Genomic DNA, 25,657 nt, shown 5'->3' on the forward strand with positions numbered 1-25,657 from the left:
GATTATGGCATATCCCCAACCATATGAATAATATTTAATATATATTAGAGATATAGGTTTTACATATATCAGGACCGGAGGTTCATGATGGAATTGAGACATCTCAAGTATTTTTTAGCGATTGCAGACGCTGGACAGATTACAGCGGCAGCCAAAAAACTGCAAATCGCACAGCCTCCCTTAAGTCAACAGCTTATGCAGTTGGAGGAAGAGCTTGGTGTAAAACTTGTGCATCGAGGCTCACGAAGCATTCAATTGACAGAGGCCGGAATCATTTTACGGAACAGGGCCAAGCAGATTTTGGAGCTGACGGATGCTACGACAAGGGAAATAAATGATTTTGCCATGGGGATGAAGGGGACGCTTACCATTGGAACGGTTTCTTCCTCTGGGGCAACCCTGATGAAAGACAGGCTTTCCGAATTTCATAAAACCTATGCGGGTGTAAAATTTGAGATACATGAGGGAAATACCTTTCGGATTCTCGATCTTTTGAACAAAGGAATTGTAGAAGTCGGTATCGTCAGAACCCCTTTTAATACCACTGATTTAGGGTGTAGATATGCGTCCACTGAGCCGATGGTAGCAGTGATGACGGAAGAACATGATTGGAGTCCCGAACAGAAGAGCATATCATTGGCTGAGCTGAAGAACAGACCACTCATCGTATATCGTCGTTTTGAGCAATTGATCCACGATACCTGTATGAAGCATGGCTTTGAGCCAAACTACTTTTGCAAAAATGACGATGCCCGCACCACGCTTCTTTGGGCCAACGAAGGGCTGGGTATTGGCATGATTTCGAGCTCCGCATTGTCTTTGGGCAGCAATAATCATTTAATTGTTAAGGAAATTATGTGTGAAGATTTGCACACTCGTGTGGCTGCCGTCTGGTTGAAGGATAAATACATGTCTTCTTTGGCTTCCCGGTTCATTGAAAGTTTTAGCCAGGCATCCAGTGCAGCTGACCTACAGTAGTTGAATTTTTTAAGGGCGAAAGCATCTTTTTGTAAAAACTCATTTGAATTGCAATCGGGAACTGGATATAGTAGTACAGTAGGATAGCGATAGAATGGAGTTTGAACACATGCCACACAATGCAAAGGTTCGAATCCGTCTTCATAGTCATCATGACGGAGAAGATGTGGTACAGGAGCTTCCTGGAGAAGCAATCGTTCGCGGGAAGCATCTATATATAAGGTACGAGGAGCTGCAAGAGAGTCCTGAGGGCGGTACGACACGGAACACAGTCAAGATCGGACCGGATGAGCTAAAGCTGATTCGTCACGGTGAGGTACAATCAGAGCAGTCGTTCGCACTGGGACGCAGGTTGCCTGGATTTTACCGCTCGCCTTATTTAAACCTGAACATGTCTGCGCATACGCAGAAGCTCGATATTCGGATGGATGGATTCACCGGACATGTGAGCTGGACTTATGATCTGTACGTATTTGAGGATTTCTCGGGGCATTTTGCCATCAGTTTGCATATACAGGAGGAGCAACAATCATGACAAGTAATCCACTGGAACTTATTAATCAAAAGGTGACCTCAGCAATCGAGGAAGCGGTCCTGGCTGCTGGAATCGTGAGCCGTGAAGAGCTGCCGACCATTACGCTGGAGGTACCTAAAGACAAGTCACACGGTGACTTAGCTACCAACGTAGCCATGCAGCTCACTCGCATTGCGAAGAAGAACCCGCGTCAAATCGCAGAAGATTTGATTGCAAATATGGACTTAGCTTCCGCTTCTATTGAAAGTGCAGAAATCGCCGGGCCGGGATTTATTAACTTTCGTTTGAACAAGAGCTACCTCTATGCAGTGATCGGACAAGTGCAGGAGCAAGGAGCAGATTACGGTCGTGTACAGGTAGGTGCAGGCAAAAAGGTACAGATCGAATTTGTCAGCGCCAATCCGACTGGGAGTCTTCACTTGGGCCATGCACGTGGTGCAGCCGTAGGGGATGCGCTCTGTAACGTGCTTGATTTTGCAGGATATCAAGTCACTCGTGAATATTACATTAATGATGCGGGGAACCAGATTTACAATATGAGCCGTTCCATTGAAGCGCGTTATTTGCAGGAGCTGGGACAGCCTGCAGAGATGCCGGAGGACGGATACCATGGTGAGGACATCATCGGGTTTGCGAAGGAACTGGTGGCTGAGAAGGGAGATTCTCTGTTGTCCATGGAACCGGGAGATCGTGCCGCTTATTTCCGTGAATACGGTTTGGAAAAGGAACTGAATAAGATCAAGCGTGATCTGGAGCGGTTCCGTGTACCTTTTGATTCCTGGTTTAGTGAAACATCACTGTATGATAACGGTGAAGTGCTTAAAGCGCTGAATGAGCTGCGTGACCGTGAGGAAATTTATGATAAGGACGGAGCTACTTGGCTGAACACGACCAAGTATGGCGACGATAAAGACCGTGTATTGATCAAAAATGACGGCACTTATACGTACCTGACTCCGGATATCGCCTATCACCGCGACAAATATGCTCGTGGGTATGACACGATCATCAACATCTGGGGAGCGGATCACCACGGCTATATTCCACGGATGAAAGCGGCAATGGAAGCACTGGGCAATGACCCGGATAAGCTTAAAGTACTGATTGCCCAAATGGTCAGCTTGTTCCAAAACGGGGAAAAAGTAAAAATGTCCAAGCGTACTGGCAAGGCCGTAACGATGGAGGATCTGATGGAAGAAGTGGGCGTAGACGCGATCCGTTACTTCTTCACCATGCGTAGTATGGACTCACATCTGGATTTTGATATGGATTTGGCGATTTCCACTTCCAATGAGAATCCGGTATTCTACGTGCAATATGCACACGCACGTGCATGCAGCGTATATCGTCAAGCCGAAGAGCAGGATATTGCTGTACTGCCATTGGCAGAAGTTGACTTGTCGAAGCTGACGGCTGAGCATGAATACGATCTGTTACGCAAAATTGGCGAGTTGCCAGAGGAAGTATCAGTGGCAGCTGCAAACTTTGCGCCGCATCGCATGATTCGCTATGTCTACGAGCTGGCATCCATGTTCCACAGCTACTATAAGGCAGAGCGTGTCATCACGGAGGATGCCGCTCAAACGCAAGCTCGCTTGGCCTTGTTTGGCGCGGTCCGCACGACCATTGCCAATGTACTGAAGCTGGTGGGTGTGTCTGCACCGGAACGTATGTAAGTAAAAAACTGCAACATAATGACCCTGTAGTCATATGTATAATAGTAAAAAGGAACCGTTCGTGCTGCCCTCTACAGGGAGGCCCGTTCGGTTCCTTTTTTAGGTTTGAGTAATTTTTAGTTCGAGTGTTTAATAGCGTTCCAGTACCAGATTCGTTTTCAGAGAATCGGCAGGAATCAGCCATCCTTTGGATTGTAGCAGGTTAATCAGCTTGGCACGGTTGCTTGCGGCAGTATTGTAATCCGAAGTTTTGAAGGAGATTTCGATGATATTGTCGGTACCCGATCCGTTTGCGCTACGAATAGGCCATACTTCAACGTCAGTATCCAAGCCCTGAAAGCTGCCCTCATATTTGCTGACCTGTACAGGACCGCGTACTCTGGAGTTTGCCAAGGCTTGTTTACCCCAATTGCTGCTTTTCCAGTTTTCTAGCTTACCCGGAAGATTGTCCTGCAATTGTTTTAACGCTTGATCCGGGGAAGGCAGAGCTAATCCTTTGGAGGCGTTCGTTTTCTTGTCATTAGAAAAGCTTAGTGTCTGCTTGTTGTATCCCCAATCCACCTCAGCCTCATAATTATCATCTTTTGCGCTGAAACCTTCTTTATTGGCCTGGGTGAGTGCTGCGTCGATATTTCCGCCTGTGACTGTATAGCGCTTTTTGTAGGTTAATTCATAATTTTTTTTGTCCTCTTTTTTGCGAAATCTAACGTTCCAACCCTCGTCATTCAGTTGCAATGAGTCTGTATCAAAATACTCGACACTCAATCGTTGCGCATCTTCGCTTATTTGAAATTCGTTTACGATATCGCTTTTTAAAGAGCCATCCGCATTGAGGACCTGAGCTGTATCCAGCAGCAGCTTTACCTCATAGCTTGGTGTGGCATTGGCAGCGGCTTGTACAGGCTCTGCCCCTTTCCATCCTGTTGCGAGCAGCACTGCACTCAGAGTTACTACTGACATGAATTTGGTGATACGAAGGCTTGTTTTCATTTCATCCTCTCCTGTTCGTCCGAATAGGTTACACGCTTCAGTTTACGGGTGATTTGTCAGTCATATGTCAAGCTAAGATGGTATTCTGGTTAAAAAATACCATAATTTTTATATGACAGCTAAGATTTAATCTTGGTTCCATCATAAATATTCAGTGAATCTGTGAATCAACGCGGAGCGATGACGATCTTTGTTGCTGACCATATAAATATGCCTTTCAACAGGCTGGCCCGGAATAGGTCTTATGATCAGTAAACCCCGCTCAACCTCTGATTGAACAGCAAGGCGAGAGACAAAGGAGATGTGTTCTCCCAGCATAACCGCCTGTTTGATAGCTTCTAGTGAATCTAATTCCAGATAGGATGGAAGTCGGCGCCTACCGCGCTCCAGCCATTTGTCAGTCACGTGGCGTGTGCTGGAATCCTTCCCATGCAACACAAAAGAGGAAGAAGCGATGCGCTCGGGTGTTAAATCGGCTTCGCTAGCGAGCGGATGATTGGGTGAGCAGATGAGCACCAGTTCATCTGCTCCCAAGGATTCTGAGAGCAGCGTTGGGGATTGAAACGGCTCTGCCGAAATAATGCCGAGGTCAATTTCGTGGCGAGCGAGCATGTCCTTGATCACGGGCGCTGTTTTCACGGACAAGGCGATGTGAATGCCCGGGTGATCGCGAGCAAACCGGTGCAGCACGGCAGGAAGCAGATAGGTAGCTGGTACATAGCTTGCGCCAATACGTATGCTCCCTCGTTGGAGCGTATCGAACTCGCGGACGACCCGCTCAGCCTCAGCCGCAAGTGCATTAATCTTGGTGGCGTAGTGCAGCAGCGCATTTCCGGCATCCGTCAGGATGATTTTGCCCATACGTGTATCAAATAGCTTCACACCGAATTCACGCTCCAGATTTTTCATATGAAAAGTAACAGTGGGTTGCTTTAGGCCGAGGAGCTCGGCTACGGTGGTAATTTTATGGTGCTTGTTCAGTAGCTCTACAATGTGTAACTTTAGAAGACTTAAGTTCACTTAGAATGCCTCGCTTTCAGTTAAGTCGAACAATCATGCTTATTCTCTGGGCAACAGCATCAACCGCCTCTATATAGATTAAATCTATGAGTGTTAACACAATTCATTGAAATAATTAATTTTGTTTTAACTTCCCAATAACACAGGTTGCGAATTCAAGTTTTACACTGGGGTCAGTCACGAGAACAGGTAGGTAATGCGATGAATCAGGATCTATATATTCGCGGATTAAGTAAAACCTTCAGCCATACCACCGCGTTGCATGAGACGAATCTGGTCGTACGACAGGGCAAATTCACCACACTGCTCGGACCATCCGGTTGTGGGAAGACGACGCTCTTGCGCTTGATTGCTGGTCTGGAGACACCAGATACCGGCACAATCACGATGGGAGAGGAAATTCTCTTTTCAGCTGAACGCAAAAAGGATGTTCCCGCACATCTCCGCCACTTTGGCATGGTATTCCAGGATTTCGCGCTGTGGCCGCATATGACGGTATTTGAAAATGTGGCTTTCGGCTTGCGAGCGAGCAGGCGGGGGAAAAGGTCTGTTAGCGCTCAAGGCAAGGAACTGCAGGCAGTGGTACTAGAGGCACTCGATAAGGTGAGGTTGTCAGGGATGGAGGATCGCTATCCCCATCAACTGTCTGGTGGTCAGCAGCAGCGGGTTGCTTTTGCAAGAGCAGTTGCTATCCGGCCACGACTGGTTTTGTTCGACGAGCCACTCAGTGCACTGGATGCCGTACTTCGGGAGGAGATGCGCATTGAGATGATATCACTTGTGCGCGATCTGGGGCTGACCGCCTTATATGTCACTCATGATCAGATCGAGGCCATGTCCATGTCTGATGAAGTAGTGGTTATGAAAAGTGGACATATTTTGCAGACGGGAACACCAGAAGTGATCTATGGTTGTCCGTCTCATCCAGAGGTGGCAAGGTTTATCGGCAAATCCAACTGGATCGAGTTGGAACGGACACTATTTCGACCTGAACATGTCCGATGGGAGCAGGAACAAGCGGATCAGCACACTTTTACAGTAGAGATCCTGCATGTCAGCTATGTTGGCGATCGCTATGAAATCCGTCTAGTAGCCGAAAACGGCGAGCAATGGACTGCGTATCACTCCACCCGCTTGCCCATAGGCGAACAAATGCATATTTGGGTATCACCGCAATACATCCACCAACTTGAAACATAGGGAAAAGGGGTATAAACAAGATGATGAATAGGCGTGTTTTTCGTACAGGATGGAAAAAAGGGGCTATGCTTGCTTTAACATTGACTTTTGGACTGGCTGTGGCAGGCTGCGGAACCGCTACAACATCGAAGGATGGGGCGCAAGCCGATGGATCAGCAGGGCAAGCAGGGGTGGCGTCGACCGATCAGAAGCTGGTTGTTTACAGCGCAGGTCCGGATGGACTGGCGAAAAAGCTGATAGCAGGGTATGAGGCGCAGAGCGGGGTTAAGGTAGAGTTATTTCAGGGAACGACCGGTAAGATTTTAGCCCGAATGGAAGCGGAGAAGTCGAATCCGGTAGCGGACGTGGTTGTGCTGGCCTCGCTTCCGTCTGTACAAGGCTTGAAAAAGGAAAGACTTACACTTCCCTATCCAGATGCCAAAAATGCGGACAAGCTAAACCCGGATTGGTCCGATAAGGAGGGTAACTATTTCAGTACCAGTGCTTCTGCTCTAGGTATTGCTTATAACAAGAAGCTGGTGAAATCCCCGCCTACTTCATGGGCCGATTTGGCGAAGCCAGAGTACAAGGATCAGGTTAATATTCCCGATCCATCGCTGTCCGGCTCAGCGTTGGATTTTATGACAGGCTATCTGAGCGCCAAGGGCGATGGAGGCTGGACGTTATTTGAGCAGTACAAGGCAAACGGTGTGGCCATGGCCGGTGCCAATCAGGAAGCGCTAGATCCAGTGATTACGGGGGCTAAAGGTGTAGTCGTCGCTGCGGTCGATTATATGACCTACAAGGCTAAAGCCAAAGGCGAGCCGATTGACATCGTTTATCCGACAGAGGGAACGGTCATTAGCCCGCGTCCTGCCGCAATCCTCAAGTCCACACAGCATGAGCAAAATGCCAAAGCGTTCATTGACTATCTGTTGTCAGACGAAGCACAGAAACTAGTAGCAGATGCTTCCCTACTCCCTGGACGCACGGATATCAAAGCTGACAAGCGTGCGAATCTGGACGAGATTCCATTGCTGAAAACGAATTGGGAATGGATGGGTGAACACGGAACAGACGTGACGGAAAAGTTCACGCAAATGTTCAAATAAGCCGATGGAAGGGTTATCTGTTAAACACATCAGGGGATGGTCCTTGATACTTGCACTGATCGCGCTTTTTATCCTAATTGTACTGCCGTTGCTGCAAATCTTCTTCCAAAGTGTGTATGTTGATGAAAAATTTCAATGGGCTGCGCCTTTTCGAACGTTAGCTGCTTCTCAATTTGCAGGCGTGCTATTCAACTCGATTTGGCTAGGCATCTGTGTGATCGCAGGAACGACTTTCCTTGCACTTCCGCTAGCCTGGATCATGTCCAACACCCGACTTACACACTGGCGCTGGTTGGATGTCGTGCTGCTGATTCCGTTTATGACTCCGCCCTACATCGGTTCCATGGGGTGGATTCTGTTTATGCAAAAAAACGGGTATATGGAGCAATTGTTCCCGGATCTGCATTTCTTAACGGCTTCCTTCTTCAGCCTTGGTGGCATGGTGATGATCATGAGTCTGCATCTGTTTCCATTCCTGTATTTGCTGCTGCGCGGGGCGCTGGTAAGGATTGGCGGCAGTCTGGAAGAGGCCGGTGCCGTCATGGGCGGAGGCTTTCTGTACAGGTTCCGTCGAATCATTTTACCGCTACTGCTATCGGCATACGGAATGGGTGCGTTGCTCATTTTCGTTAAAACGATTGCCGAGTTTGGCACACCTGCTACCTTTGGGCGACGTATCGGGTATGAGGTTATGACTTCTGAAATTCACAAATATATTTCCAGTTGGCCCATCGATTTTGGCAAAGCGACGTCTATGGCCTCAGTGCTGTTAACGGCTTGTCTACTTATGTGGTACGTGCAATCGGTGATCAACCGAAAATTCACATACAGACTGGTAGGGGGTAAAGGTTCCCGTCCTTCCCGTCTTCGTGTATCCAGTTGGACTACAGCACTGAGTGTCGCTTTCATCCTATTGCTGCTCATCGCAGCTATTGGCATCCCTTACTTTTCAATTATCGCGGCTTCCTCCATGAAGCTACGGGGAATCGGATTGGCATGGAACAACATTACACTCGACTATTACAAGGAACTGCTGTCGTGGGGCTCAGAAAGCATGGAAGCGTTACTGAACAGTGTATTTCTCTCTTTGGGTGCATCGACGCTTGCTGTGGTGCTGGGCACCTGGTTTGCGCTTGTTATCGGTGGCTCACGCACGAAAATCCAACGGACAGTTGATGCATTCAGCTTACTTCCGAATACAGTGCCGGGAATTGTTATGGTGGTGGGTCTGATTTTGTGGTGGAACTCGCCGTGGATGCCAATTCCGTTGTATAACACATACGGCATGGTCATTCTGACGTATGTTATTTTGTTTGTTCCTTATACGGTGCAGTATGTCAAAAGCGCCTTTACGCAGGTGGACACTGGCCTTTTTCAGGCGGGCCAGGTATTTGGCGGGCGTCCGTCTTACATATTCCGCCGGATTGTACTGCCTCTGATTGTACCTGGGATGCTCGCTGGTTGGATGATGACCTTTACCATTGCTTCACGAGAGCTGGTAGGATCATTGCTGATTTTACCGCCATCTGTCCAGACGTCTGCAACCTATATATTTGCCCAGTTTGAGCAGGGACAGGTGTCGCTTGGCATGGCGATGGCTGTTATATCGGTTGGGTTGACCACACTGCTACTGATCTTAATGGAAAGCTTAAACTCGCGGAGAAAGTGGAAATGATGATGACCAAGATTAGGATTTGGGGTGGAGCGGGCGAACATGGCCGCTCCTGTTATGTTTTTGAAGGAAAACAGCATCGTATCATGCTGGATTGTGGTGTGAAAAAGGAAGGAACCGGGCAATATCCGGTTTTTCCGCCACAGAAGGTGAAGGAGCTAACTACTGTTTTGCTGTCTCATGCACATGAGGATCATTCCATGGCGCTCCCCTTGCTGTACAAGTATGGATACCGGGGAGAGGTCTGGACGACCAAGGCCACCGCTGAGCAGCTGAGCTCCTATTTTCGCTCCTGGCAAACTTATGTTGAATCGAGAGGTGGCGAATTGCCGTACAGTGAACAGGATATCCAATCCATTACCTATCGCTATCTAGAAGACGAAGCGCCGTCAGGAGTGTGGCATGAAGCTTGTCCCGGTGTGAGAATCCTGTGGGGACGCAGTGGGCATTTGGCTGGTGCAGTGTGGTATATCGTAGAAATGGGAGGGAAGCGGTTGTTCTTTTCTGGAGACTACAGTCGTGAATCTGAGCTTCTTGCTGCCGATGCACCAGGCTTGTGTATGGGAGAGGGGATAGATGACCCTCCTGAATGCAAGCCAAAGTCCAATCTAGTGGACATATCCATCATAGACAACGCCTATGGCATGGATATAGACCCGCAGCCTATTAAGCTGGAGCGGCTGAGGGTCGAGATGGAGCAGATATTATGGTCTGGTGGTCATGTGTTGTTGCCGGTGCCTGCCTTTGGGAGAGGACAGGAGTTGATCGTATGGGCCAGTGAGCAATTTCCTGAGCAAGCAATCATTGTAGAGCCTGAACTGTGGCACGGATTGAAACAGTTAAATCGCTGGGAAGAATGGCTGCGGCCGGAAGCTTCCACGCGAATAAAACATGTATTAAACAGTGACAGGGTGTTCGTGCCTCGTGATGCTGCGGAACGAATAAGCCTGCTGGAACGGAACTCGGCCACTATTATCGTAACAAGAGACGGCATGATGGATTCCCCGCAAGCGCGTTGGTATTATCAATATCTGTCGGATCACCGCAACATGCTGATCGATGTGGATAGCGGGGAGGATATTAGGAACATTGTGATATTGACCGGGCATGCTTCCAATGGTTCTTTTGGTAAACATCTGTTGGAACGTGCAGACGCCAATGACATCTGTATAGCTCGGCATTTGATTTACAAGGTGCACCAGGGATTATCGGATGTACGGCAAATGCTGAAGGAGATGCCTAGCAAACAGGTTGTACTCGTTCATGCACCCAAATTGCAGACCGACCTTGTACGAGATGAGTTAATAAGAGAAGGAAATAATGAACATGGAGGTCCTGCCAGAGAAGTTCACTCTTTGGAGCCAGGTGCAACGATAGAGGTTTAGTATTCATCAGATCGTGGTTCACTTTGTGCCCTCTTGCATCAATCGGAAGGCATCCACTTCTCCAAGCTTGGTGGAGATGGAAGTGCGTCCAGCACTTTTACGAAGGCGTAGCGGTGTGGCAGTGCGCTTAAGCAGCGCTTTAATTTCTCCGGGCTCCAGTTCCGGTCTCAGTGAAAGGAGAAGTGCGATGCTCCCGGTCACATGGGAAGTAGCCATAGAGGTGCCGCTCATTTCATGATGCTTTCCATGAATCCAGGAGGATCTGATCTTCTCACCGGGTGCATACACGTCTACGAATTGCCCCCGATTGCTAAAAGGAGCGATACGTCTGTATTTGTCGGTAGCTCCGACTGAAATCGTCTGGGAATAGCGGGCCGGATAGTCAATACTTCGACGCTTACCCTCATTTCCCGAGGAAGCTACGATTACAATGCCGTTATGATATGCTTTATTCACCATATCAAGCAGTGCCTTGCTGCGCGACTTCATACCAAAGCTCATATTAATAATATCGACACGATTTAATACACACCAGTCGATACCAAGAATGATGTCAGAGACATAGGCGGCTCCATTATGATCGAATGCTTTTACAGGATGAATTAAAGCCCGTGGTGCTACGCCAACCATACCCTCGTCATAGTTGGATGCCGCGATGGTTCCAGCAATATGAGTGCCGTGGCCGTTGTCGTCATAGGGTAGCATGGTCCGGTTCAACAAATTGATACCTCTGGCAAGGGAATGGCGAAGATCAGGATGATGAAAATCCGCTCCTGTGTCGATCACACCGATTCTGACCCGATTCCCTGTCGAGGAAGGCCAAGCCTTGTATGCACGTACCTGTTTGACTCCCCATGGCATAGAAATGCTTTTCTCTGCTTTCGGTATATAAGCCGTTTCTGCGTGAACCTTTATGCGGGTATCTTCTTCAACGGTAACACCGTGGTGATATTTGCCCAGCCTGTCTCCCCCTGAAAGCGGAGCGATGAGAGCACGGATTAGCCTAGCCGGTTGTACTTGCCGTAATCCCGTAAGCTCAGGTTTCAGCTTTCTGAGATAGGACAGGCATTCCCGGTATTGGTGAGGCTTATCGAACGTGATAATCTGTTTGTTCCGTCCACTGCCGGACGGCTCCGAAATACCCTCATGCAAACGCTGCAAAAAATCCGGATAGTCCATTTGAGACGGTCCCCCTCCGATGAGCCATGCTGAGGTATTGTATGAGCAAGCGTCAGCTACGGCATGGGAAACTTGCCCCTTTTTTATGGAAATAGGCCTGCTTGTCGTGTCAAAGTAGCTATGGACACATACGATACATGGAGGGCATAAGCTCTTGTGCAACAACTTTGGGAGGCCTCTCCCGGAGCGGGTACAGTCGGAGGCGGGGGGAACCCCGTCTTTTTACGTGTGCCGTCTTGTGCAGAGGGATATTCTTGGAAATTATGACGATACCCATGTTTAACTTGCAATTTGCTTCCAAATAGGTTTTACTTAGTTTTGATAATGGATATGTTAGTATTGCATGTATCGTGTATGCTCTGAAACATGTTCTTGTGAATTACGTGTGAGAGGAAGTGTCCCTAGGTGAGTACACCACTCAACTTGAAGATTGACCCGGAGAAAGTCCACGAGACTCCAATGGTGGATTTGGCATTTATGGTATTGAAAGCAGCCAATACTCCATATTATTACCGTGACCTGATGAATGAAGTCGCCAAATTGCGCGGCTTGTCCGACGAAGAAATTAATGACGTTATTGCTCAGCTATATACTGAAATCAACATTGACGGGCGTTTTGCCTGTGTCGGTACGAATCTGTGGGGCTTGAAACGTTGGTATCCGGTAGATAAATCCGAAGATGCCCTGACAGGCGCCAAGCGTCCTCGTATCATTAACGATGAAGACGATGACGACGAAGATGACTATCATGAGGAAGAAGAAACATACAACTCCGATGACGACTTCGATGCAGATAGCGAAGACGAGGATGGCGAAGACGAGCTGTTCGACGGAGAAGATGACGATGATAGTGACGATGACGTAGTTATTGACGATGAAGACCTCAGTGATGAGGAAGATACAGATGATGAAAATGACGATGAGTCGATCGAAGACGACGACGATTCACTTCGTTAGGAACAGGTTGCAAGGGGAGATACGCTCTCCCCTTTTTCATGACCGTTTTCTTGAAACCCCTGCTGATTTATAGCTTTCAGATAGATTTATTCCAATCGGGTTCAAAGGACAAATTAACACAGATAACTTCCTTGACAGCGGATTGGACACGGGGTAAACTATTGCTTGGGCTTATGATTGATTCACTTATATGTTTGCTTTTTGTATAAAAGTGCCCCGTACTACGGGAGTGCTTTTTTGTTTTTTATAGGGGTGTTTTCACTCATGAAAGAGGGCTAAGGGCGGCGGATTGGAAAATATAACCGCTGCCTTCTTCATGGATGATAATCCGTGCAAACGGGTTACGATAACATCATAATGTCGCCTGAATTTTGCATCTTATCTAGGAGGGTTTTGAACAGTGACGAAGTATATTTTTGTGACAGGCGGGGTTGTGTCTTCCTTGGGCAAAGGGATTACGGCAGCTTCACTGGGGAGGCTTTTGAAGAACAGGGGACTGAAGGTAACGATTCAAAAATTTGATCCTTACCTGAATGTCGATCCGGGTACCATGAGCCCTTACCAGCACGGTGAAGTGTTTGTAACGGATGATGGTGCGGAAACGGATCTCGACTTGGGACACTATGAGCGCTTTATTGATATTAATCTGTCCAAGAACAGCAATGTCACAACAGGCAAGGTATATTCCAGCGTGATTAGCAAAGAGCGTCGCGGAGAATATTTGGGCGGTACAGTACAGGTTATTCCTCATATTACAAACGAAATCAAGGAGCGCGTGTACCGTGCAGGCCGTGAAGCGGGTTCGGATGTCATTATTACGGAAATCGGCGGTACTGTAGGCGACATTGAAAGCTTGCCATTTTTGGAAGCCATTCGTCAGCTCAAAAGTGAAGTTGGACGCGAGAATGTCATGTACATTCACGTAACGCTCATTCCTTATATTAAAGCTGCGGGTGAGGTTAAAACCAAACCAACTCAGCACAGTGTAAAAGAACTGCGCAGCATCGGCATTCAACCGAATGTCATTGTTTGCCGTACAGAGCATGAATTGTCCTCCGACATGAAGGCTAAAATTGCATTGTTCTGCGATATTGATGCGAATGCAGTGGTAGAATGCCGCGATGCTTCGACTCTCTACGAAGTTCCGTTGAACCTGCGCGAAGAAGGTTTGGACGAAATCGTAGTTAACCACCTGAAGCTGACAACACCTGCACCGGATATGACCGAATGGGAAGGGTTAGTTGATCGAATCAGCAAGTTGGACAAAACGGTTGAAATTGCTATTGTTGGTAAATATGTTGCGCTACATGATGCATACTTGAGTGTTGTTGAGTCACTTTCTCACGCTGGATTTGATGCAAATGCGGACGTAAAAATCCGTTGGGTGAACGCTGAAGAAGTAACGGACGAGAACGTAGCTGACATGCTGGGCGGCATTGGCGGTATTCTCGTACCGGGTGGCTTCGGCGATCGCGGAATTGAAGGTAAAATCAGCACCATTCGTTATGCACGCGAGCAAAAAATTCCGTTTTTCGGTATTTGTCTGGGTATGCAGGTATCTGTTATTGAGGTTGCTCGTTCCCTGGCTGGGCTCGAAGGAGCCAACAGCTCGGAAATTAACCCGGCTACCGATTATCCTGTCATTGACTTGCTTCCTGACCAAAAAGACATCGAAGATTTGGGCGGTACCATGCGTCTTGGACTGTATCCATGTAAGCTGGTGGAAGGTTCTCTGGCAGCGGCTTGCTACAACGACGAGCTGGTGTACGAGAGACATCGTCATCGGTACGAATTCAATAACGAATATCGTGAAGTTATTGAAAAAGCAGGTCTTCGTATTTCTGGTACTTCACCGGATGGACGTTTGGTGGAAATTGTCGAGCTTCCTGAGCATCCATGGTTCCTGGCGGTACAATTCCATCCAGAATTTACTTCCCGTCCGAATCGTCCACAGCCTTTGTTCCGTGAATTTGTAAAGGCGGCATTGCAGCTTCAAGGTTAATGCTATAGCTTGAAAGACCTCCTCTGGGAGGTCTTTTTTTATCCCATGCTTCCTGATTATGAAAGAATATTCCACAATTATGTATAAGAGAAGGATTTTCTTTCTGCAGGAGCGAATATAGTTTTAGGTATGGGACGGATATTGTACGTCATCGGACGCTGTTATGGCAATAGCTGCATGATCCTCGTTTTAAGATCTTAGGAGGTTAAAACATTGGAAAAGAAAAAAGTATTAATCGTCGATGACCAGAATGGAATACGGATTTTACTGATGGAAGTGTTCGGAAGTGAGGGTTATGAGACCTTTCAGGCAGCGAACGGGAAAATTGCTCTTGAAATTGTTGAGAAGGAACCACCTGATCTGGTTCTGCTCGATATGAAAATTCCAGGTATGGACGGACTCGAAATTCTGAAGCACCTAAAAAGCATGAATCCCGACATCAAGGTTATTATGATGACAGCGTATGGAGAACTGGACATGATTAAAGAGGCGACGGAGCTAGGTGCACTTATGCATTTTACCAAGCCCTTTGATATTGATGAAATGCGGATTGCCGTGAACAAACAACTCAGAGGTGACTAGGTGAGTCATTATGGTTGAGAACTCTGTTAACAAAACAGGGTTTTTTGTTTGTGATTATGGGAAATACTGAAAGTAAATCCTCTCCTTATACAATTCTATGGAAAAACGGCGTCCTGAGCGTGATTTTTGTATGTGTTGATATGCAAAAGCTTGTTTAGTATTTAACATGGGTTGTGGTATAATAAGCCCGTATGTGATGTCGGCTAAAAATATAGACAAACCCAAACACCTTTAGGAGGACTGTAACCATGCCATTGGTATCTATGAAAGACATGTTGAACAAAGCACTCGAAGGAAAATATGCAGTAGGTCAATTCAATATTAATAACCTGGAGTGGACTCAAGCAATCTTGGGCGCTGCTGAAGAAGAAAAATCCCCAGTAATCTTGGGTGTTTCTGAAGGCGCAGCACGTCACATGGGCGGATTCTACACTGTTGTTAAAATGGTAGAAGGTCTTATTCATGACATGAAAATTACGGTTCCAGTTGCAATTCACTTGGACCACGGTTCTAGCTTTGACAAATGTAAAGAAGCGATCGACGCTGGTTTCACATCTGTTATGATTGACGATTCCCACAGCCCAATCGAGAAAAATATCGAAACAACGAAGAAAGTTGTTGAATATGCACATTCCAAAGGCGTTTCCGTTGAAGCTGAAGTTGGAATGGTTGGCGGTCAAGAAGATGATGTTGTAGGTGACGTAATGTACGCTAAGCTGGACGATTGTGTACGTATCGTTAAAGAAACAGGCATCGATACACTAGCTCCTGCACTGGGTTCTGTTCATGGACCATACAAAGGTGAACCAAACCTGGGCTTTAAAGAAATGGAAGAAATTCGCGATGCTGTGAAACTGCCACTCGTTCTTCACGGTGGAACAGGTATCCCTACACATGACATCCAAAAATCCATTTCCCTGGGTACTTCCAAAATCAACGTAAACACTGAAAACCAAATCGCATTTGCGAAAGTGGTTCGTGAAGTGCTTGCTGCAAAACCAGATGCTTACGATCCACGTACATTCATCCAACCAGGTCGTGAAGCAATCAAACAAACAGTTATCGGTAAAATCCGTGAGTTTGGTTCCAATAACAAAGCGTAATAAGTTCCAACTAGTCATGCCTCTGCATAGACTGGATGCATTTCTTCGTTGTAGCTGTAATTATGCTGCACAAAATATTTAAATCTGTACAGTTGAATAGTGTGGTATGGAAAGCACACCGCTTAGCCGGTGTCTTTCCATTTTCACCACTAAAAAAGTTGAAAGTTTATGGTTTCAGTTCATTGTTTGACCGACTGCAAAACACGTAGGGGGACCCTCAAGCTTATGGAAAAATTGATGATCACCGGTGGACGGCCGCTTCAGGGTACAGTTTCCATCAGCGGTGCCAAAAACAGTGCCATCGCCTTGATTCCCGCAGCCATTCTGGCAGAGTCGGAAGTCATTTTGGATAATTTGCCGTTGCTTAGTGATGTGGCGGTGTATTCCGAAATATTGGAGGAGCTTGGCGCAAAGGTTACCTGGGAAGGTAGCCAGATGAAGATAGACCCTTCCTCCATTAAATCCATTCCTATGCCGAATGGACCTGTTAAGAAATTACGAGCCTCTTATTATATGATGGGGGCCATGCTGGGCAGATTCAAGGAAGCGATCATCGGTTTGCCAGGAGGATGTAATTTTGAACCCCGGCCCATTGATCAGCATATCAAAGGTTTTGAAGCGCTGGGTGCCACGGTTACGAACGAGCACGGCGCTATTCATTTGCACGCCAAAGAACTGCGCGGCACCAAGATTTATCTAGATGTCAGCAGCGTAGGAGCAACCATTAATATTATGCTGGCGGCCGCACGTGCCAAAGGCGCCACAACTATCGAAAATGCGGCTAAAGAGCCTGAGATTATAGATGTAGCAACTCTGTTAAACTCCATGGGGGCGATTATTAAAGGCGCTGGAACGGAGACGATTCGTATTGAAGGTGTGTCGGAGCTGCATGGCTGCCGCCATTCCATCATACCTGACCGTATACAAGCAGGCACATATATGATTGCTGCTGCTGCAACCCGTGGAAATGTATTAATTGACAATGTAATCCCCAAACATATGGAGGCTCTCACTGCCAAAATGCAGGAAATGGGCATCGGCATCGAGGAATACGATGAAAGTATTCGCGTACTCGGTGCACCTTCCTATGGGCATGTAGACGTTAAAGCCTTGATATATCCCGGCTTCGCCACAGATTTACAATCTCCTATGACCAGCTTGCTAACCCAAGCTCAGGGTGTCAGTGTGTTGAGCGATTTTGTGTACAGCAATCGTTTTAAGCATGTCCCTGAACTGGTGCGAATGGGGGCTAAAATTCGCGTAGAGGGTCGGTCTGCCATTATTGAAGGTGGTCAACTGAATGCGGCTAAAGTGAAGGCTGCAGATCTGCGCGCCGGAGCGGCCCTTGTCATTGCTGGACTTACAGTAAGCGAAGGGGTAACCGAGGTGGCAGGTGTCGAGTATATTGACCGTGGTTATGATCATCTTGTCTCCAACCTGCGTCTTTTGGGCGCGGATGTATGGCGGCAAACTGAGTAATTAAATCATGTGCTCGTTTGAATTCTATAACCAAAGCTATAAAATGGGTAACACCTAGGCAGCCGCTGCTTGATATAAGAGTTGGTTCATACCTAACAATCTTTTATCGGAAAACCGGAATAATTCGGTATAATCCAGGCAGTTGGCTGCATAACTTTATTTGTTTTGGTTAAAATTATGTTGATGGTGTTTATGATATCATTGTCTATCATTTAGATGTATGAATGGACTTAATAATTGAATAGGTGGTTATTATATGGATCTGCAAATTTCCGATCTGGAAGAAATGAAGCTGACCGACCTGTACAAGCTGGCCAAGCAATACCAGATCCCGTACTACGGAACGCTCAAGAAGAAAGAATTAATTTTTGCCATCCTGCGCGCACAAGCGGAGAAGAGCGGATTAATGTTTATGCAGGGTGTTCTGGAAATACTTCCTGAAGGTTACGGCTTTCTGAGGCCGATCAATTATCTCCCAAGTACCGAAGATATTTACATCTCTGCTTCACAAATCCGCAAGTTTGACTTGAGAACAGGCGATCTCGTTTCCGGTAAATGCCGAACGCCAAAAGAAAATGAACGGTATTTTGGATTGCTTCAAGTTAACGCCGTCAATGGAAGAAGTCCTGAGCAAGCTGCTGAGCGGCTACATTTTCCTGCACTGACTCCACTGTATCCGCAAACCAAATTAGTCCTTGAAACTTCCCCCAACCATTTGTCTACGAGAATTATGGATGTACTGGCCCCTGTCGGACTTGGACAGCGCGGACTTATTGTAGCACCTCCCAAAGCTGGGAAGACGCTTCTCCTCAAAGAAATTGCCAATAGCATTTCTACCAACAATCCCGAGATTGAGCTGTTTGTCTTGTTGATTGATGAACGCCCTGAAGAAGTGACTGATATGCAGCGTTCTGTCAAAGGTGAAGTTGTGGCCTCTACATTTGATGAACTTCCTGAAAATCACATCAAAGTGGCAGAACTGGTGTTGGAGCGTGCACTGCGTCTCGTAGAACATAAAAAGGATGTTGTCATCCTGTTGGATAGCATTACACGGTTGGCTCGTGCGTACAATCTCGTCATCCCTCCTTCTGGTCGTACTTTGAGTGGGGGTATTGATCCGGCAGCATTTCACCGTCCAAAACGCTTTTTTGGTGCAGCTCGGAATGTGGAGGAAGGCGGTAGCTTGACGATTCTTGCCACAGCGCTGATTGATACAGGATCTCGTATGGATGATATCATCTATGAAGAGTTCAAAGGCACAGGTAACATGGAGCTGCATTTGGACCGCAAATTGGCAGAACGTCGTATCTTTCCTGCGATTGATATTCGTCGTTCCGGTACACGTCGTGAGGAAGTACTGTTAAACAAGGAAGAATTAGATACGATCTGGGCTATTCGTAAAAATATGACGGAAAGCCATGACTTTGTGGAAGGCTTCCTCAAAAAACTGCGTAACAGCAAAACTAACGCTGAGTTTTTAGCTTCGTTTGATTTGACAGCACCATCTTCCAGCGGCTCGCAAGGTAGCTCTGGTGGTCAACAACGAAGAACAACGCGTTCTACCACAGCGTCGGTTCCCGCCACAACCAATTAAACCCAATCCATGTATTTTATCTGTTCTGTAAGTAGACAGCCATTACCATTCATTTGGTTAATGGTGCGCTTAATGGAACGAAAGGAGCTCCATAATGTATTTGGTGTATGCCGACGAAAAAGGCAATGTATATGATCATGCTTCTTTGTATGGGCTTGCCCGTAGTGCAGACATGATTGTTGAAATCATGGAGGATGAGCTTATTCCGTTGCCGGAAGGAGCCACACTGGTAAGCCTGCCCAGCACCCGCCCGGTCGGTATGAACCCTGAAACAGGGGAAATGGTCTCTCTTCCGGGAGATATGCAGGCAGTAGGGGCTTTGTTACCCCAAGGTTTTACTCGCCTATGTCTGCCGGGATATGTGAAGACGGATAAGGAGTATAAACTCCCCTTGTTCGGTTATTCGGCCGTTGTCTGGAAAGATGGGGCATTTTATGTGACGGCAGAGCAAAGTGACAGTCCTTCCAAATGGAATCCCGAAAACTGCGACCGCAATCAAGTTAAATTGGGAGTTCAGCGGATGACAGAGCAGTATCCCGAAAATAGGCTATACCAGCATTTGTCTAACTGTGCGCTGGGGTACGAATGTCTTACTTCCTCGAATACGTTCCTGAATCGCTGGGAAGGGGGAGTTCCGGTATCTTATTCTTGTAATGCGGGTTGCTTTGGTTGTATATCTGAACAGCCGGATGACAGTGGTTTTGTATCTCCACAGACAAGAATGAACTTCCGTCCCCGCGTGGAAGAGATTGTAGAAGTTATGTTGGAACATTTGAAGACACCTGAGTCTATCATCAGTTTTGGGCAAGGTTGTGAAGGTGAGCCCTCCACCCAAGCCAAACTGATTATTGATGCGATCAAAGAAGTGCGTTCCGTTACAGATATGGGATATATTAATATCAATACGAATGCAGGACTGAGTGATCATATCCGGGGGATTGTGGATGCGGGTCTTGATCTCATGCGAGTAAGTACAATTAGTGCATTGGACGACCATTACAATGCGTATTACAAGCCGCGCGGATACACGCTGGCTAATGTGGAAAAGTCGCTCCGTTATGCGTCCGAGCAGGGAGTGTATACGTCCATTAACTATTTGATTTTTCCGGGTGTAACAGACCGGGAGGAAGAAATTGAGGCAATGATTGAATTTGCCAAACGCACTAAGCTCAAGCTGATTCAAATGCGTAATTTGAATATTGATCCTGAAAGCTATCTGGAGTTGATTCCACCGGCTCAAGGGGAGATACTTGGTATGAAGCAAATGCTTGAGATTTATCGTGAGGAACTGCCTGATGTGGTTATCGGTTCTTACACTCATGTGCCGCCGCAAGGGTTGGCACGTCCCAAATTTGCTAGAACCTAACGGTCGTCAGCTACTTGAAACACACCGATGTTACACTGGTTTTGTATGCTAAAAAGATGTTGAAACACTTATATTCAAGTGCTATAATTTGAACATGTGTTCATACAACTCTGGACTGATAGGACGTTCAGGGCGGAAAGAGGTGAAAGTTAATGCAACAGGCTATTCAACCGAAGTTTAACGTAACTAATGTTACTTGCGCTTGCGGAAATACGTTTGAAACTGGTTCCGTGAAGGAATCTCTGCGTGTGGAAATTTGTTCCGCTTGCCACCCGTTCTTCACAGGTAAGCAGAAATTTATTGATGCTGGTGGACGTGTGGATCGTTTCAAAAAGAAATACGGTATGTAATAAGTTACCGCAAGTTATAAAGTTATTAGAGCCTTCTGCAATTGCAGGAGGCTCTTTTTGTCGTTATTTGCTATTTGCATTTTGTGCAACCATGAGATATACTTATTTTCACCGTGCTAGATGGGGAGGTAGCGGTGCCCTGTAACTCGCAATCCGCTATAGCGAGGTTGAATTCCTGTTAGAGGTGTTGTTGATGTGAGGCTGGTCCCTGCGCACAATGTTGACGGCTGGGTCCTCCGCAATGAGTACTTGTGAACCTGGTCAGGTCCGGAAGGAAGCAGCCATAAGCAAGCCCACTCTTGTGCCGGAGGGTCGCCTAGCCCGAGTTGTTGCTCAGGGTTGCCGCTCGGATCACAACGATCAATAACAGGTGCACGGTATATACTTAGGAATTGGAACATCTTGGCGATTATGCGAAGATGTTTTTTTGTGCTTATAAATTGAAATGTGTCTGGTTTAGATTCGGACGGGAGTATAGTATAATGAAGTGACCATGAATGGTCATGAAAGTGAATGGGAAAGAGGGAACGCGCATTGGAACATATAGCGTTGTACCGTGCTTGGCGGCCGCAGGCTTTCAAGGACATGGTAGGACAACAGCATATTATCCAGACATTGCAGAATGCCATCCGCGAAAATCGCACGTCCCATGCCTACCTGTTCAGTGGTCCGCGAGGAACGGGTAAGACCAGTGCGGCCAAAATTTTGGCCAAGGCAATCAACTGTGAGCATGGACCTGCGCCGGAACCTTGCAACGAATGCGAAGCCTGTAAACGAATCACGGCCGGAGCGGTCATGGATGTACAGGAGATTGACGCAGCCTCTAACCGGGGTGTTGAAGAGATTCGGGATTTGCGCGATAAAGTCAAATATGCGCCCACAGAAGTGCGGCACAAGGTTTATATCATTGATGAAGTGCACATGCTGACGACGGAAGCGTTCAATGCGCTGCTCAAGACGCTGGAAGAGCCGCCGCCACACGTAATGTTTATATTGGCTACGACAGAGCCGCATCGGATTCCCGCGACAATTATTTCACGTTGTCAGCGTTTTGACTTCCGGCGAGTATCACTGGAGGAGCAGACAGAGCGGCTTGACCTGATATGCCAACAGGAGAACATCCAGGCTGATTTGGATGCGCTGCAATATATTGCACGTCTTTCAGATGGAGGGATGCGAGATGCGGTTAGCGTTTTGGATCAGATATCCTCGTTTACTGATGGCCGGGTTACGTATCAGCAAGTGCTGGATATGACGGGCGGGATCGCATCCGAGCAATTCGGTAAATTGGCCTTGGCATTACTTAAAGAAGATGTGGGAACAGTACTCCAATTGATCGAGAACTTTATGCAGGAAGGTAAAAGTGCGGATAAGTGTATGGAGAATCTTCTGTACTATTTCCGAGATCTGCTAATGATCAAGATGGTGCCGCAGGCGACCAAAATGACGGAGCGAGTGCTGAATCCGGAGCAGTTTAAGGAAGTGGCAGATGCTTTTACCAAGGAACAGCTCTTTGCAATGATCGACACCCTTAATCGTTATCAGGGCGAGATGAAATATGCCGTTCAGCCCCAAACCTTATTTGAGGTAGCTCTATTGAAGTTATGCAGCATTCCAGGGGAAGCAGGAACTGCTGCTCAGCCGACTGCCCAGGGCTCTGGTGCTGCGACTGGTCAGGAAGATGTGGCCATGTTAAAGCGCCAGCTTGCAGAGCTGGAAAAGAAGCTGGAACGTGCAATGCAAGGTGGCTTGGCCGCTGGAGCGGGCCAGGAAACATCGTCAGGCGGTCGTCAGGCTTCTGGTGGTCGTGCCCCTGCTCCGCGTCTTTCAGCGCCGGCTAAACTCCCTTCTCAGTTGGATCGCTATATAGCTGAGAAGTCAAGCGAAGCATTCGCAGCGGTGGGGCGCAAGTGGAGCCAGATTTTGCAAGGGGTAAAAGAGGCAAAAGTTACGGTTCATGCTTGGTTTATGGATGGTGAGCCGGTTTCTGTGTTAGAGGACAGTGTGCTGGTCGCGTTTAAAAACAATATTCATCGTGAAACCACTGAAAAGCCTGCCAATAAGCAGGTCATCGAGAAGGTTTTGCATGAGCAGTTGGGTCATCCTTATCGTTTGGTAACGATGATGCAAAAGGATTGGAATACTGCGATTGAAGGAGTTTCTGACCAGCCTGCCGAAGAATTGCAACTGGAGCCGGAGCATGATGCGCCGGGAAAGTCCAAGGAGCCCTGGATTGATGAAGCGATTCAGCTTTTCGGGGAAGATCTGGTAGTCATTAAAGAATAATCAATTGTAGATGTATACTTCATTAAAGGAGATGATTGAAATGAACAATATGAACCAAATGATGAAGCAAGTGAAAAAAATGCAGGAACAAATGCTGAAAGCCCAAGAGGAGCTTGGTGGGAAAGTAATCGAAGGTTCTTCTGGTGGCGGTGTGGTAACTGTAGAAGTAAGTGGACATAAAAAAGTGTTGTCCATCACAATCAAACCTGAAGCTGTAGATCCTGATGATGTAGAAATGCTGCAAGATCTCGTGCTCACTGCAGTCAATGATGCTTTGTCCAAAGCGGATGAACTGGCTAATGATGATATGGGTAAATTTACAGGTGGTATGAAAATTCCGGGCTTGTTCTAGTCTGCTCATAAAGGAGAAACACGCTATTGCATTATCCCGAGCCGATTGCAAAGCTGATTGATGCTTTTACGCGCCTGCCGGGAGTAGGTCCAAAAACAGCTGCCCGGTTGGCTTTTCACGTACTGAAAATGAAGGAAGACGATGTGATTGATTTTGCCAAAGCGCTGGTCAATGTAAAACGAAATCTTCACTTTTGTTCAGTCTGCGGCAATATTACGGACACGGACCCTTGTCGGATCTGTCAGGATAAGACGAGGGATGCCTCCGTCATTTGTGTTGTTCAGGATGCCAAGGATTTGGTGGCTATGGAGCGTACCAAGGAGTTTGATGGTTTGTACCATGTGCTTCACGGGGCAATCTCTCCGATGGAGGGGATTGGTCCTGAGGATATCAAACTCAAGGAGTTGCTGACCAGGCTCAGTGATGAACGCGTCAAGGAGTTGATTCTGGCTACGAATCCGAACATTGAAGGAGAGGCCACGGCTATGTACATTTCCCGGCTAGTGCGCCCTTTTGAAATTAAGGTTACTCGAATTGCTCACGGATTGCCTGTGGGTGGGGATTTGGAGTACGCCGACGAGGTAACCTTGTCCAAAGCGCTAGAAGGCCGCAGAGAACTCAATTAGTAGATGTAGTTATACGTTATAAGGTTGAAATGTCCTTGGGGCAATTCAACCTCACTTAGGGAGCCGTTACGGCTCCCTTTTTATTTAGATGGCTTTATAGTTGTTCCTGGTTCTAAGTTTGTCCTTTATTCAATAAGTATGAATAAGGTGGTCTTGCAGACTGTACACATAATTCAGCTTGTGAGGAGGATGAATGAATGTGGGAACGGATGAAACAAAATTTCCGTCGTCAGGAGAATGGCAAATCAGAAGCGGAATATCGCCAGGAATTGTTTGCTCAGATTCGAGCTTCGCATGCGGAATGGTTAAGAGCGCATCGTTTATTTCATGAAGCTACGGGTAAGGATGAAATTGACTACGCCATTTTTGTTCTGGAAGCTGCGGAGCGTAAATATCAAATACATTTAAAAAGTGCAAAGCAGCAGGGGCTACATCGTTTTCACCTGCCAGCAGATGAACCGGGGTATGCCAATGATACTGACCGGGTTCACAAACGGAGAGCGGAATGAGAGGGGCAGTCTGGCTTGTTTTGATTGCCTGTGCCGGAATACTGATGTATCTAATTCTCAAAAAACGTCTGGGGATCGGTTGGTTTGTAGTATTCGGAGCGCATATGGCTCTGGCAGCCATTGCACTGTATGTTATCAATTATTCAGGGTGGATTACACAGGTGTACATTCCGATTAACCCAGTGACGATGGGAGCAGTAACGATATTAGGCTTGCCAGGGATTGCGCTTTTACTGGGATTGAAAATAATATTGTTCGGACAGGCCGTGTGAAACATTCTTGTAGGGAAGGGGAGTGAGCCAAAAAGGTGGGTTTTGGTGAGTCCAATGCGGTATTATTTTATTTTTTAAATTATAGTTGACGACGAATTCAGAAATATGATACATTAATTCTCGGCCTTTAAAGCCCGGGAATTTTTTTGTGTGAGCAATGCTTAAATAAATTGAAACATAAATTTTTTAAAAAAGTGTTGACTTAAATCCCGAGTGTGTGTTATATTAATTAAGTCGCCGCTGAGATGCGGTGATGAGACAAAGTGAGATTTAAAGAAGATTTGATCTTTGAAAACTGAACAACGAGTGAGTACGGATTTTGTTCGCAAAATCCAAAAGAGATATTTTATCTCGTCAGTTTCAACATGAGCTAATCGCTCTTTCTATAACCAACCTCGGTTGGTCTTTAATGGAGAGTTTGATCCTGGCTCAGGACGAACGCTGGCGGCGTGC

At 46.9% G+C, this 25,657-nt stretch carries 23 protein-coding genes and 1 other RNA gene; 21 read left to right on the forward strand and 3 right to left on the reverse strand.

Going from position 1 to position 25,657, the window contains the following annotated elements:
* Positions 1–87: 87 nt before the first annotated feature.
* The 3 genes from ACN6NF_RS00565 (at position 88) to argS (ending at position 3,189) form a co-directional block, all read left to right on the forward strand.
* Complete coding sequence (locus ACN6NF_RS00565) at positions 88–978, forward strand: LysR family transcriptional regulator (protein WP_044788233.1); 891 nt, start codon at positions 88–90, stop codon at positions 976–978.
* Between the two features lie 94 nt (positions 979–1,072).
* The gene (locus tag ACN6NF_RS00570; protein ID WP_474314240.1) at positions 1,073–1,513 is read left to right on the forward strand and encodes a YwiB family protein; all 441 of its coding nucleotides are present in this window, start codon (positions 1,073–1,075) and stop codon (positions 1,511–1,513) included.
* On the forward strand, positions 1,510–3,189 hold the full coding sequence (argS, locus tag ACN6NF_RS00575) for an arginine--tRNA ligase (protein WP_474314242.1): 1,680 nt from the start codon (positions 1,510–1,512) through the stop codon (positions 3,187–3,189). Before ACN6NF_RS00570 ends, argS begins: the two co-directional genes overlap by 4 nt.
* A gap of 129 nt (positions 3,190–3,318) precedes the next feature.
* Here the strand turns inward: argS and ACN6NF_RS00580 are convergent, their stop codons facing one another.
* Both ACN6NF_RS00580 and ACN6NF_RS00585 read right to left on the reverse strand, forming a co-directional pair.
* On the reverse strand, positions 3,319–4,179 hold the full coding sequence (locus ACN6NF_RS00580; protein WP_474314243.1) for a hypothetical protein: 861 nt from the start codon (positions 4,177–4,179) through the stop codon (positions 3,319–3,321).
* A 141-nt stretch (positions 4,180–4,320) separates the two neighbouring features.
* On the reverse strand, positions 4,321–5,199 hold the full coding sequence (locus tag ACN6NF_RS00585) for a LysR substrate-binding domain-containing protein (protein ID WP_474314246.1): 879 nt from the start codon (positions 5,197–5,199) through the stop codon (positions 4,321–4,323).
* Positions 5,200–5,400: 201 nt separating this feature from the next.
* On the opposite strand from ACN6NF_RS00585, the gene ACN6NF_RS00590 reads away from it, so the two are divergent.
* From ACN6NF_RS00590 to ACN6NF_RS00605, 4 genes are read left to right on the forward strand one after another with little or no spacing between them, the layout of a single operon-like run.
* Positions 5,401–6,399: an ABC transporter ATP-binding protein gene (locus ACN6NF_RS00590; RefSeq protein WP_474314247.1), complete on the forward strand. Its 999-nt coding sequence runs from the start codon at positions 5,401–5,403 to the stop codon at positions 6,397–6,399.
* 20 nt (positions 6,400–6,419) lie between these two features.
* Positions 6,420–7,490: an ABC transporter substrate-binding protein gene (locus tag ACN6NF_RS00595; protein ID WP_474314249.1), complete on the forward strand. Its 1,071-nt coding sequence runs from the start codon at positions 6,420–6,422 to the stop codon at positions 7,488–7,490.
* A gap of 4 nt (positions 7,491–7,494) precedes the next feature.
* Entirely contained in the window at positions 7,495–9,165 is a 1,671-nt protein-coding gene (locus ACN6NF_RS00600) for an ABC transporter permease (protein ID WP_474314251.1), read from the forward strand.
* Positions 9,162–10,547 (forward strand): MBL fold metallo-hydrolase, encoded by a 1,386-nt coding sequence (locus tag ACN6NF_RS00605; RefSeq protein WP_474314252.1) that lies wholly within the window; start codon positions 9,162–9,164, stop codon positions 10,545–10,547. The genes ACN6NF_RS00600 and ACN6NF_RS00605 overlap by 4 nt, the downstream gene beginning before the upstream one ends.
* Positions 10,548–10,565: 18 nt before the next feature.
* On the opposite strand, the gene ACN6NF_RS00610 is transcribed toward ACN6NF_RS00605, so the two are convergent.
* Entirely contained in the window at positions 10,566–11,726 is a 1,161-nt protein-coding gene (locus tag ACN6NF_RS00610) for a S8 family peptidase (RefSeq protein WP_016818570.1), read from the reverse strand.
* A gap of 405 nt (positions 11,727–12,131) precedes the next feature.
* On the opposite strand from ACN6NF_RS00610, the gene rpoE reads away from it, so the two are divergent.
* The 14 genes from rpoE (at position 12,132) to ACN6NF_RS00680 (ending at position 25,204) form a co-directional block, all read left to right on the forward strand.
* Entirely contained in the window at positions 12,132–12,683 is a 552-nt protein-coding gene (gene rpoE / locus ACN6NF_RS00615) for a DNA-directed RNA polymerase subunit delta (protein ID WP_013368770.1), read from the forward strand.
* A gap of 400 nt (positions 12,684–13,083) precedes the next feature.
* The gene (locus ACN6NF_RS00620) at positions 13,084–14,685 is read left to right on the forward strand and encodes a CTP synthase (protein WP_474314255.1); all 1,602 of its coding nucleotides are present in this window, start codon (positions 13,084–13,086) and stop codon (positions 14,683–14,685) included.
* 213 nt (positions 14,686–14,898) lie between these two features.
* On the forward strand, positions 14,899–15,267 hold the full coding sequence (locus tag ACN6NF_RS00625; protein ID WP_014599366.1) for a response regulator: 369 nt from the start codon (positions 14,899–14,901) through the stop codon (positions 15,265–15,267).
* A gap of 248 nt (positions 15,268–15,515) precedes the next feature.
* Complete coding sequence (gene fba, locus ACN6NF_RS00630; RefSeq protein ID WP_123796625.1) at positions 15,516–16,370, forward strand: class II fructose-1,6-bisphosphate aldolase; 855 nt, start codon at positions 15,516–15,518, stop codon at positions 16,368–16,370.
* Positions 16,371–16,595: 225 nt separating this feature from the next.
* Positions 16,596–17,849 carry a UDP-N-acetylglucosamine 1-carboxyvinyltransferase gene (locus ACN6NF_RS00635; protein ID WP_474314257.1) on the forward strand — a complete coding sequence of 418 codons (1,254 nt, stop codon included), beginning with the start codon at positions 16,596–16,598 and terminating at the stop codon, positions 17,847–17,849.
* Between the two features lie 256 nt (positions 17,850–18,105).
* Complete coding sequence (rho, locus tag ACN6NF_RS00640) at positions 18,106–19,443, forward strand: transcription termination factor Rho (RefSeq protein WP_019685779.1); 1,338 nt, start codon at positions 18,106–18,108, stop codon at positions 19,441–19,443.
* Between the two features lie 94 nt (positions 19,444–19,537).
* Positions 19,538–20,809, forward strand: coding sequence for a radical SAM family protein (locus ACN6NF_RS00645; RefSeq protein ID WP_474314261.1), 1,272 nt, complete (start codon positions 19,538–19,540; stop codon positions 20,807–20,809).
* 152 nt (positions 20,810–20,961) lie between these two features.
* On the forward strand, positions 20,962–21,159 hold the full coding sequence (gene rpmE / locus ACN6NF_RS00650; protein WP_007428119.1) for a 50S ribosomal protein L31: 198 nt from the start codon (positions 20,962–20,964) through the stop codon (positions 21,157–21,159).
* 111 nt (positions 21,160–21,270) lie between these two features.
* An RNA gene (gene ffs, locus ACN6NF_RS00655) (signal recognition particle sRNA large type) lies at positions 21,271–21,537 on the forward strand.
* 156 nt (positions 21,538–21,693) lie between these two features.
* Entirely contained in the window at positions 21,694–23,445 is a 1,752-nt protein-coding gene (gene dnaX / locus ACN6NF_RS00660) for a DNA polymerase III subunit gamma/tau (protein WP_474314263.1), read from the forward strand.
* Between the two features lie 40 nt (positions 23,446–23,485).
* The gene (locus ACN6NF_RS00665) at positions 23,486–23,797 is read left to right on the forward strand and encodes a YbaB/EbfC family nucleoid-associated protein (RefSeq protein WP_013368784.1); all 312 of its coding nucleotides are present in this window, start codon (positions 23,486–23,488) and stop codon (positions 23,795–23,797) included.
* A 26-nt stretch (positions 23,798–23,823) separates the two neighbouring features.
* A complete protein-coding gene (recR, locus tag ACN6NF_RS00670) occupies positions 23,824–24,423 on the forward strand; it encodes a recombination mediator RecR (protein WP_016818580.1) in 600 nt (199 codons plus the stop codon).
* 197 nt (positions 24,424–24,620) lie between these two features.
* Positions 24,621–24,932 carry a DUF2508 family protein gene (locus tag ACN6NF_RS00675; RefSeq protein WP_025676300.1) on the forward strand — a complete coding sequence of 104 codons (312 nt, stop codon included), beginning with the start codon at positions 24,621–24,623 and terminating at the stop codon, positions 24,930–24,932.
* Positions 24,929–25,204, forward strand: coding sequence for a pro-sigmaK processing inhibitor BofA family protein (locus ACN6NF_RS00680; protein WP_474314266.1), 276 nt, complete (start codon positions 24,929–24,931; stop codon positions 25,202–25,204). Before ACN6NF_RS00675 ends, ACN6NF_RS00680 begins: the two co-directional genes overlap by 4 nt.
* Positions 25,205–25,657 lie beyond the last annotated feature (453 nt).

The sequence above is a fragment of the Paenibacillus sp. TSM33 genome (genome assembly GCF_056099025.1).

Bases quoted from the DNA above. Each gene is read 5' to 3' on its own strand.
- ACN6NF_RS00680 (WP_474314266.1), top strand. From the start codon at position 24,929: ATGAGAGGGGCAGTCTGGCTTGTTTTGATTGCCTGTGCCGGAATACTG.
- ACN6NF_RS00645 (WP_474314261.1), top strand. From the start codon at position 19,538: ATGTATTTGGTGTATGCCGACGAAAAAGGCAATGTATATGATCATGCT.
- ACN6NF_RS00595 (WP_474314249.1), top strand. From the start codon at position 6,420: ATGATGAATAGGCGTGTTTTTCGTACAGGATGGAAAAAAGGGGCTATG.
- ACN6NF_RS00590 (WP_474314247.1), top strand. From the start codon at position 5,401: ATGAATCAGGATCTATATATTCGCGGATTAAGTAAAACCTTCAGCCAT.
- rpmE (WP_007428119.1), top strand. From the start codon at position 20,962: ATGCAACAGGCTATTCAACCGAAGTTTAACGTAACTAATGTTACTTGC.
- ACN6NF_RS00675 (WP_025676300.1), top strand. From the start codon at position 24,621: ATGTGGGAACGGATGAAACAAAATTTCCGTCGTCAGGAGAATGGCAAA.
- ACN6NF_RS00570 (WP_474314240.1), top strand. From the start codon at position 1,073: ATGGAGTTTGAACACATGCCACACAATGCAAAGGTTCGAATCCGTCTT.
- argS (WP_474314242.1), top strand. From the start codon at position 1,510: ATGACAAGTAATCCACTGGAACTTATTAATCAAAAGGTGACCTCAGCA.
- ACN6NF_RS00565 (WP_044788233.1), top strand. From the start codon at position 88: ATGGAATTGAGACATCTCAAGTATTTTTTAGCGATTGCAGACGCTGGA.
- ACN6NF_RS00600 (WP_474314251.1), top strand. From the start codon at position 7,495: ATGGAAGGGTTATCTGTTAAACACATCAGGGGATGGTCCTTGATACTT.
- ACN6NF_RS00610 (WP_016818570.1), bottom strand. From the start codon at position 11,726: ATGGACTATCCGGATTTTTTGCAGCGTTTGCATGAGGGTATTTCGGAG.
- ACN6NF_RS00605 (WP_474314252.1), top strand. From the start codon at position 9,162: ATGATGATGACCAAGATTAGGATTTGGGGTGGAGCGGGCGAACATGGC.
- ACN6NF_RS00580 (WP_474314243.1), bottom strand. From the start codon at position 4,179: ATGAAAACAAGCCTTCGTATCACCAAATTCATGTCAGTAGTAACTCTG.
- ACN6NF_RS00635 (WP_474314257.1), top strand. From the start codon at position 16,596: ATGGAAAAATTGATGATCACCGGTGGACGGCCGCTTCAGGGTACAGTT.
- rho (WP_019685779.1), top strand. From the start codon at position 18,106: ATGGATCTGCAAATTTCCGATCTGGAAGAAATGAAGCTGACCGACCTG.
- ACN6NF_RS00665 (WP_013368784.1), top strand. From the start codon at position 23,486: ATGAACAATATGAACCAAATGATGAAGCAAGTGAAAAAAATGCAGGAA.
- fba (WP_123796625.1), top strand. From the start codon at position 15,516: ATGCCATTGGTATCTATGAAAGACATGTTGAACAAAGCACTCGAAGGA.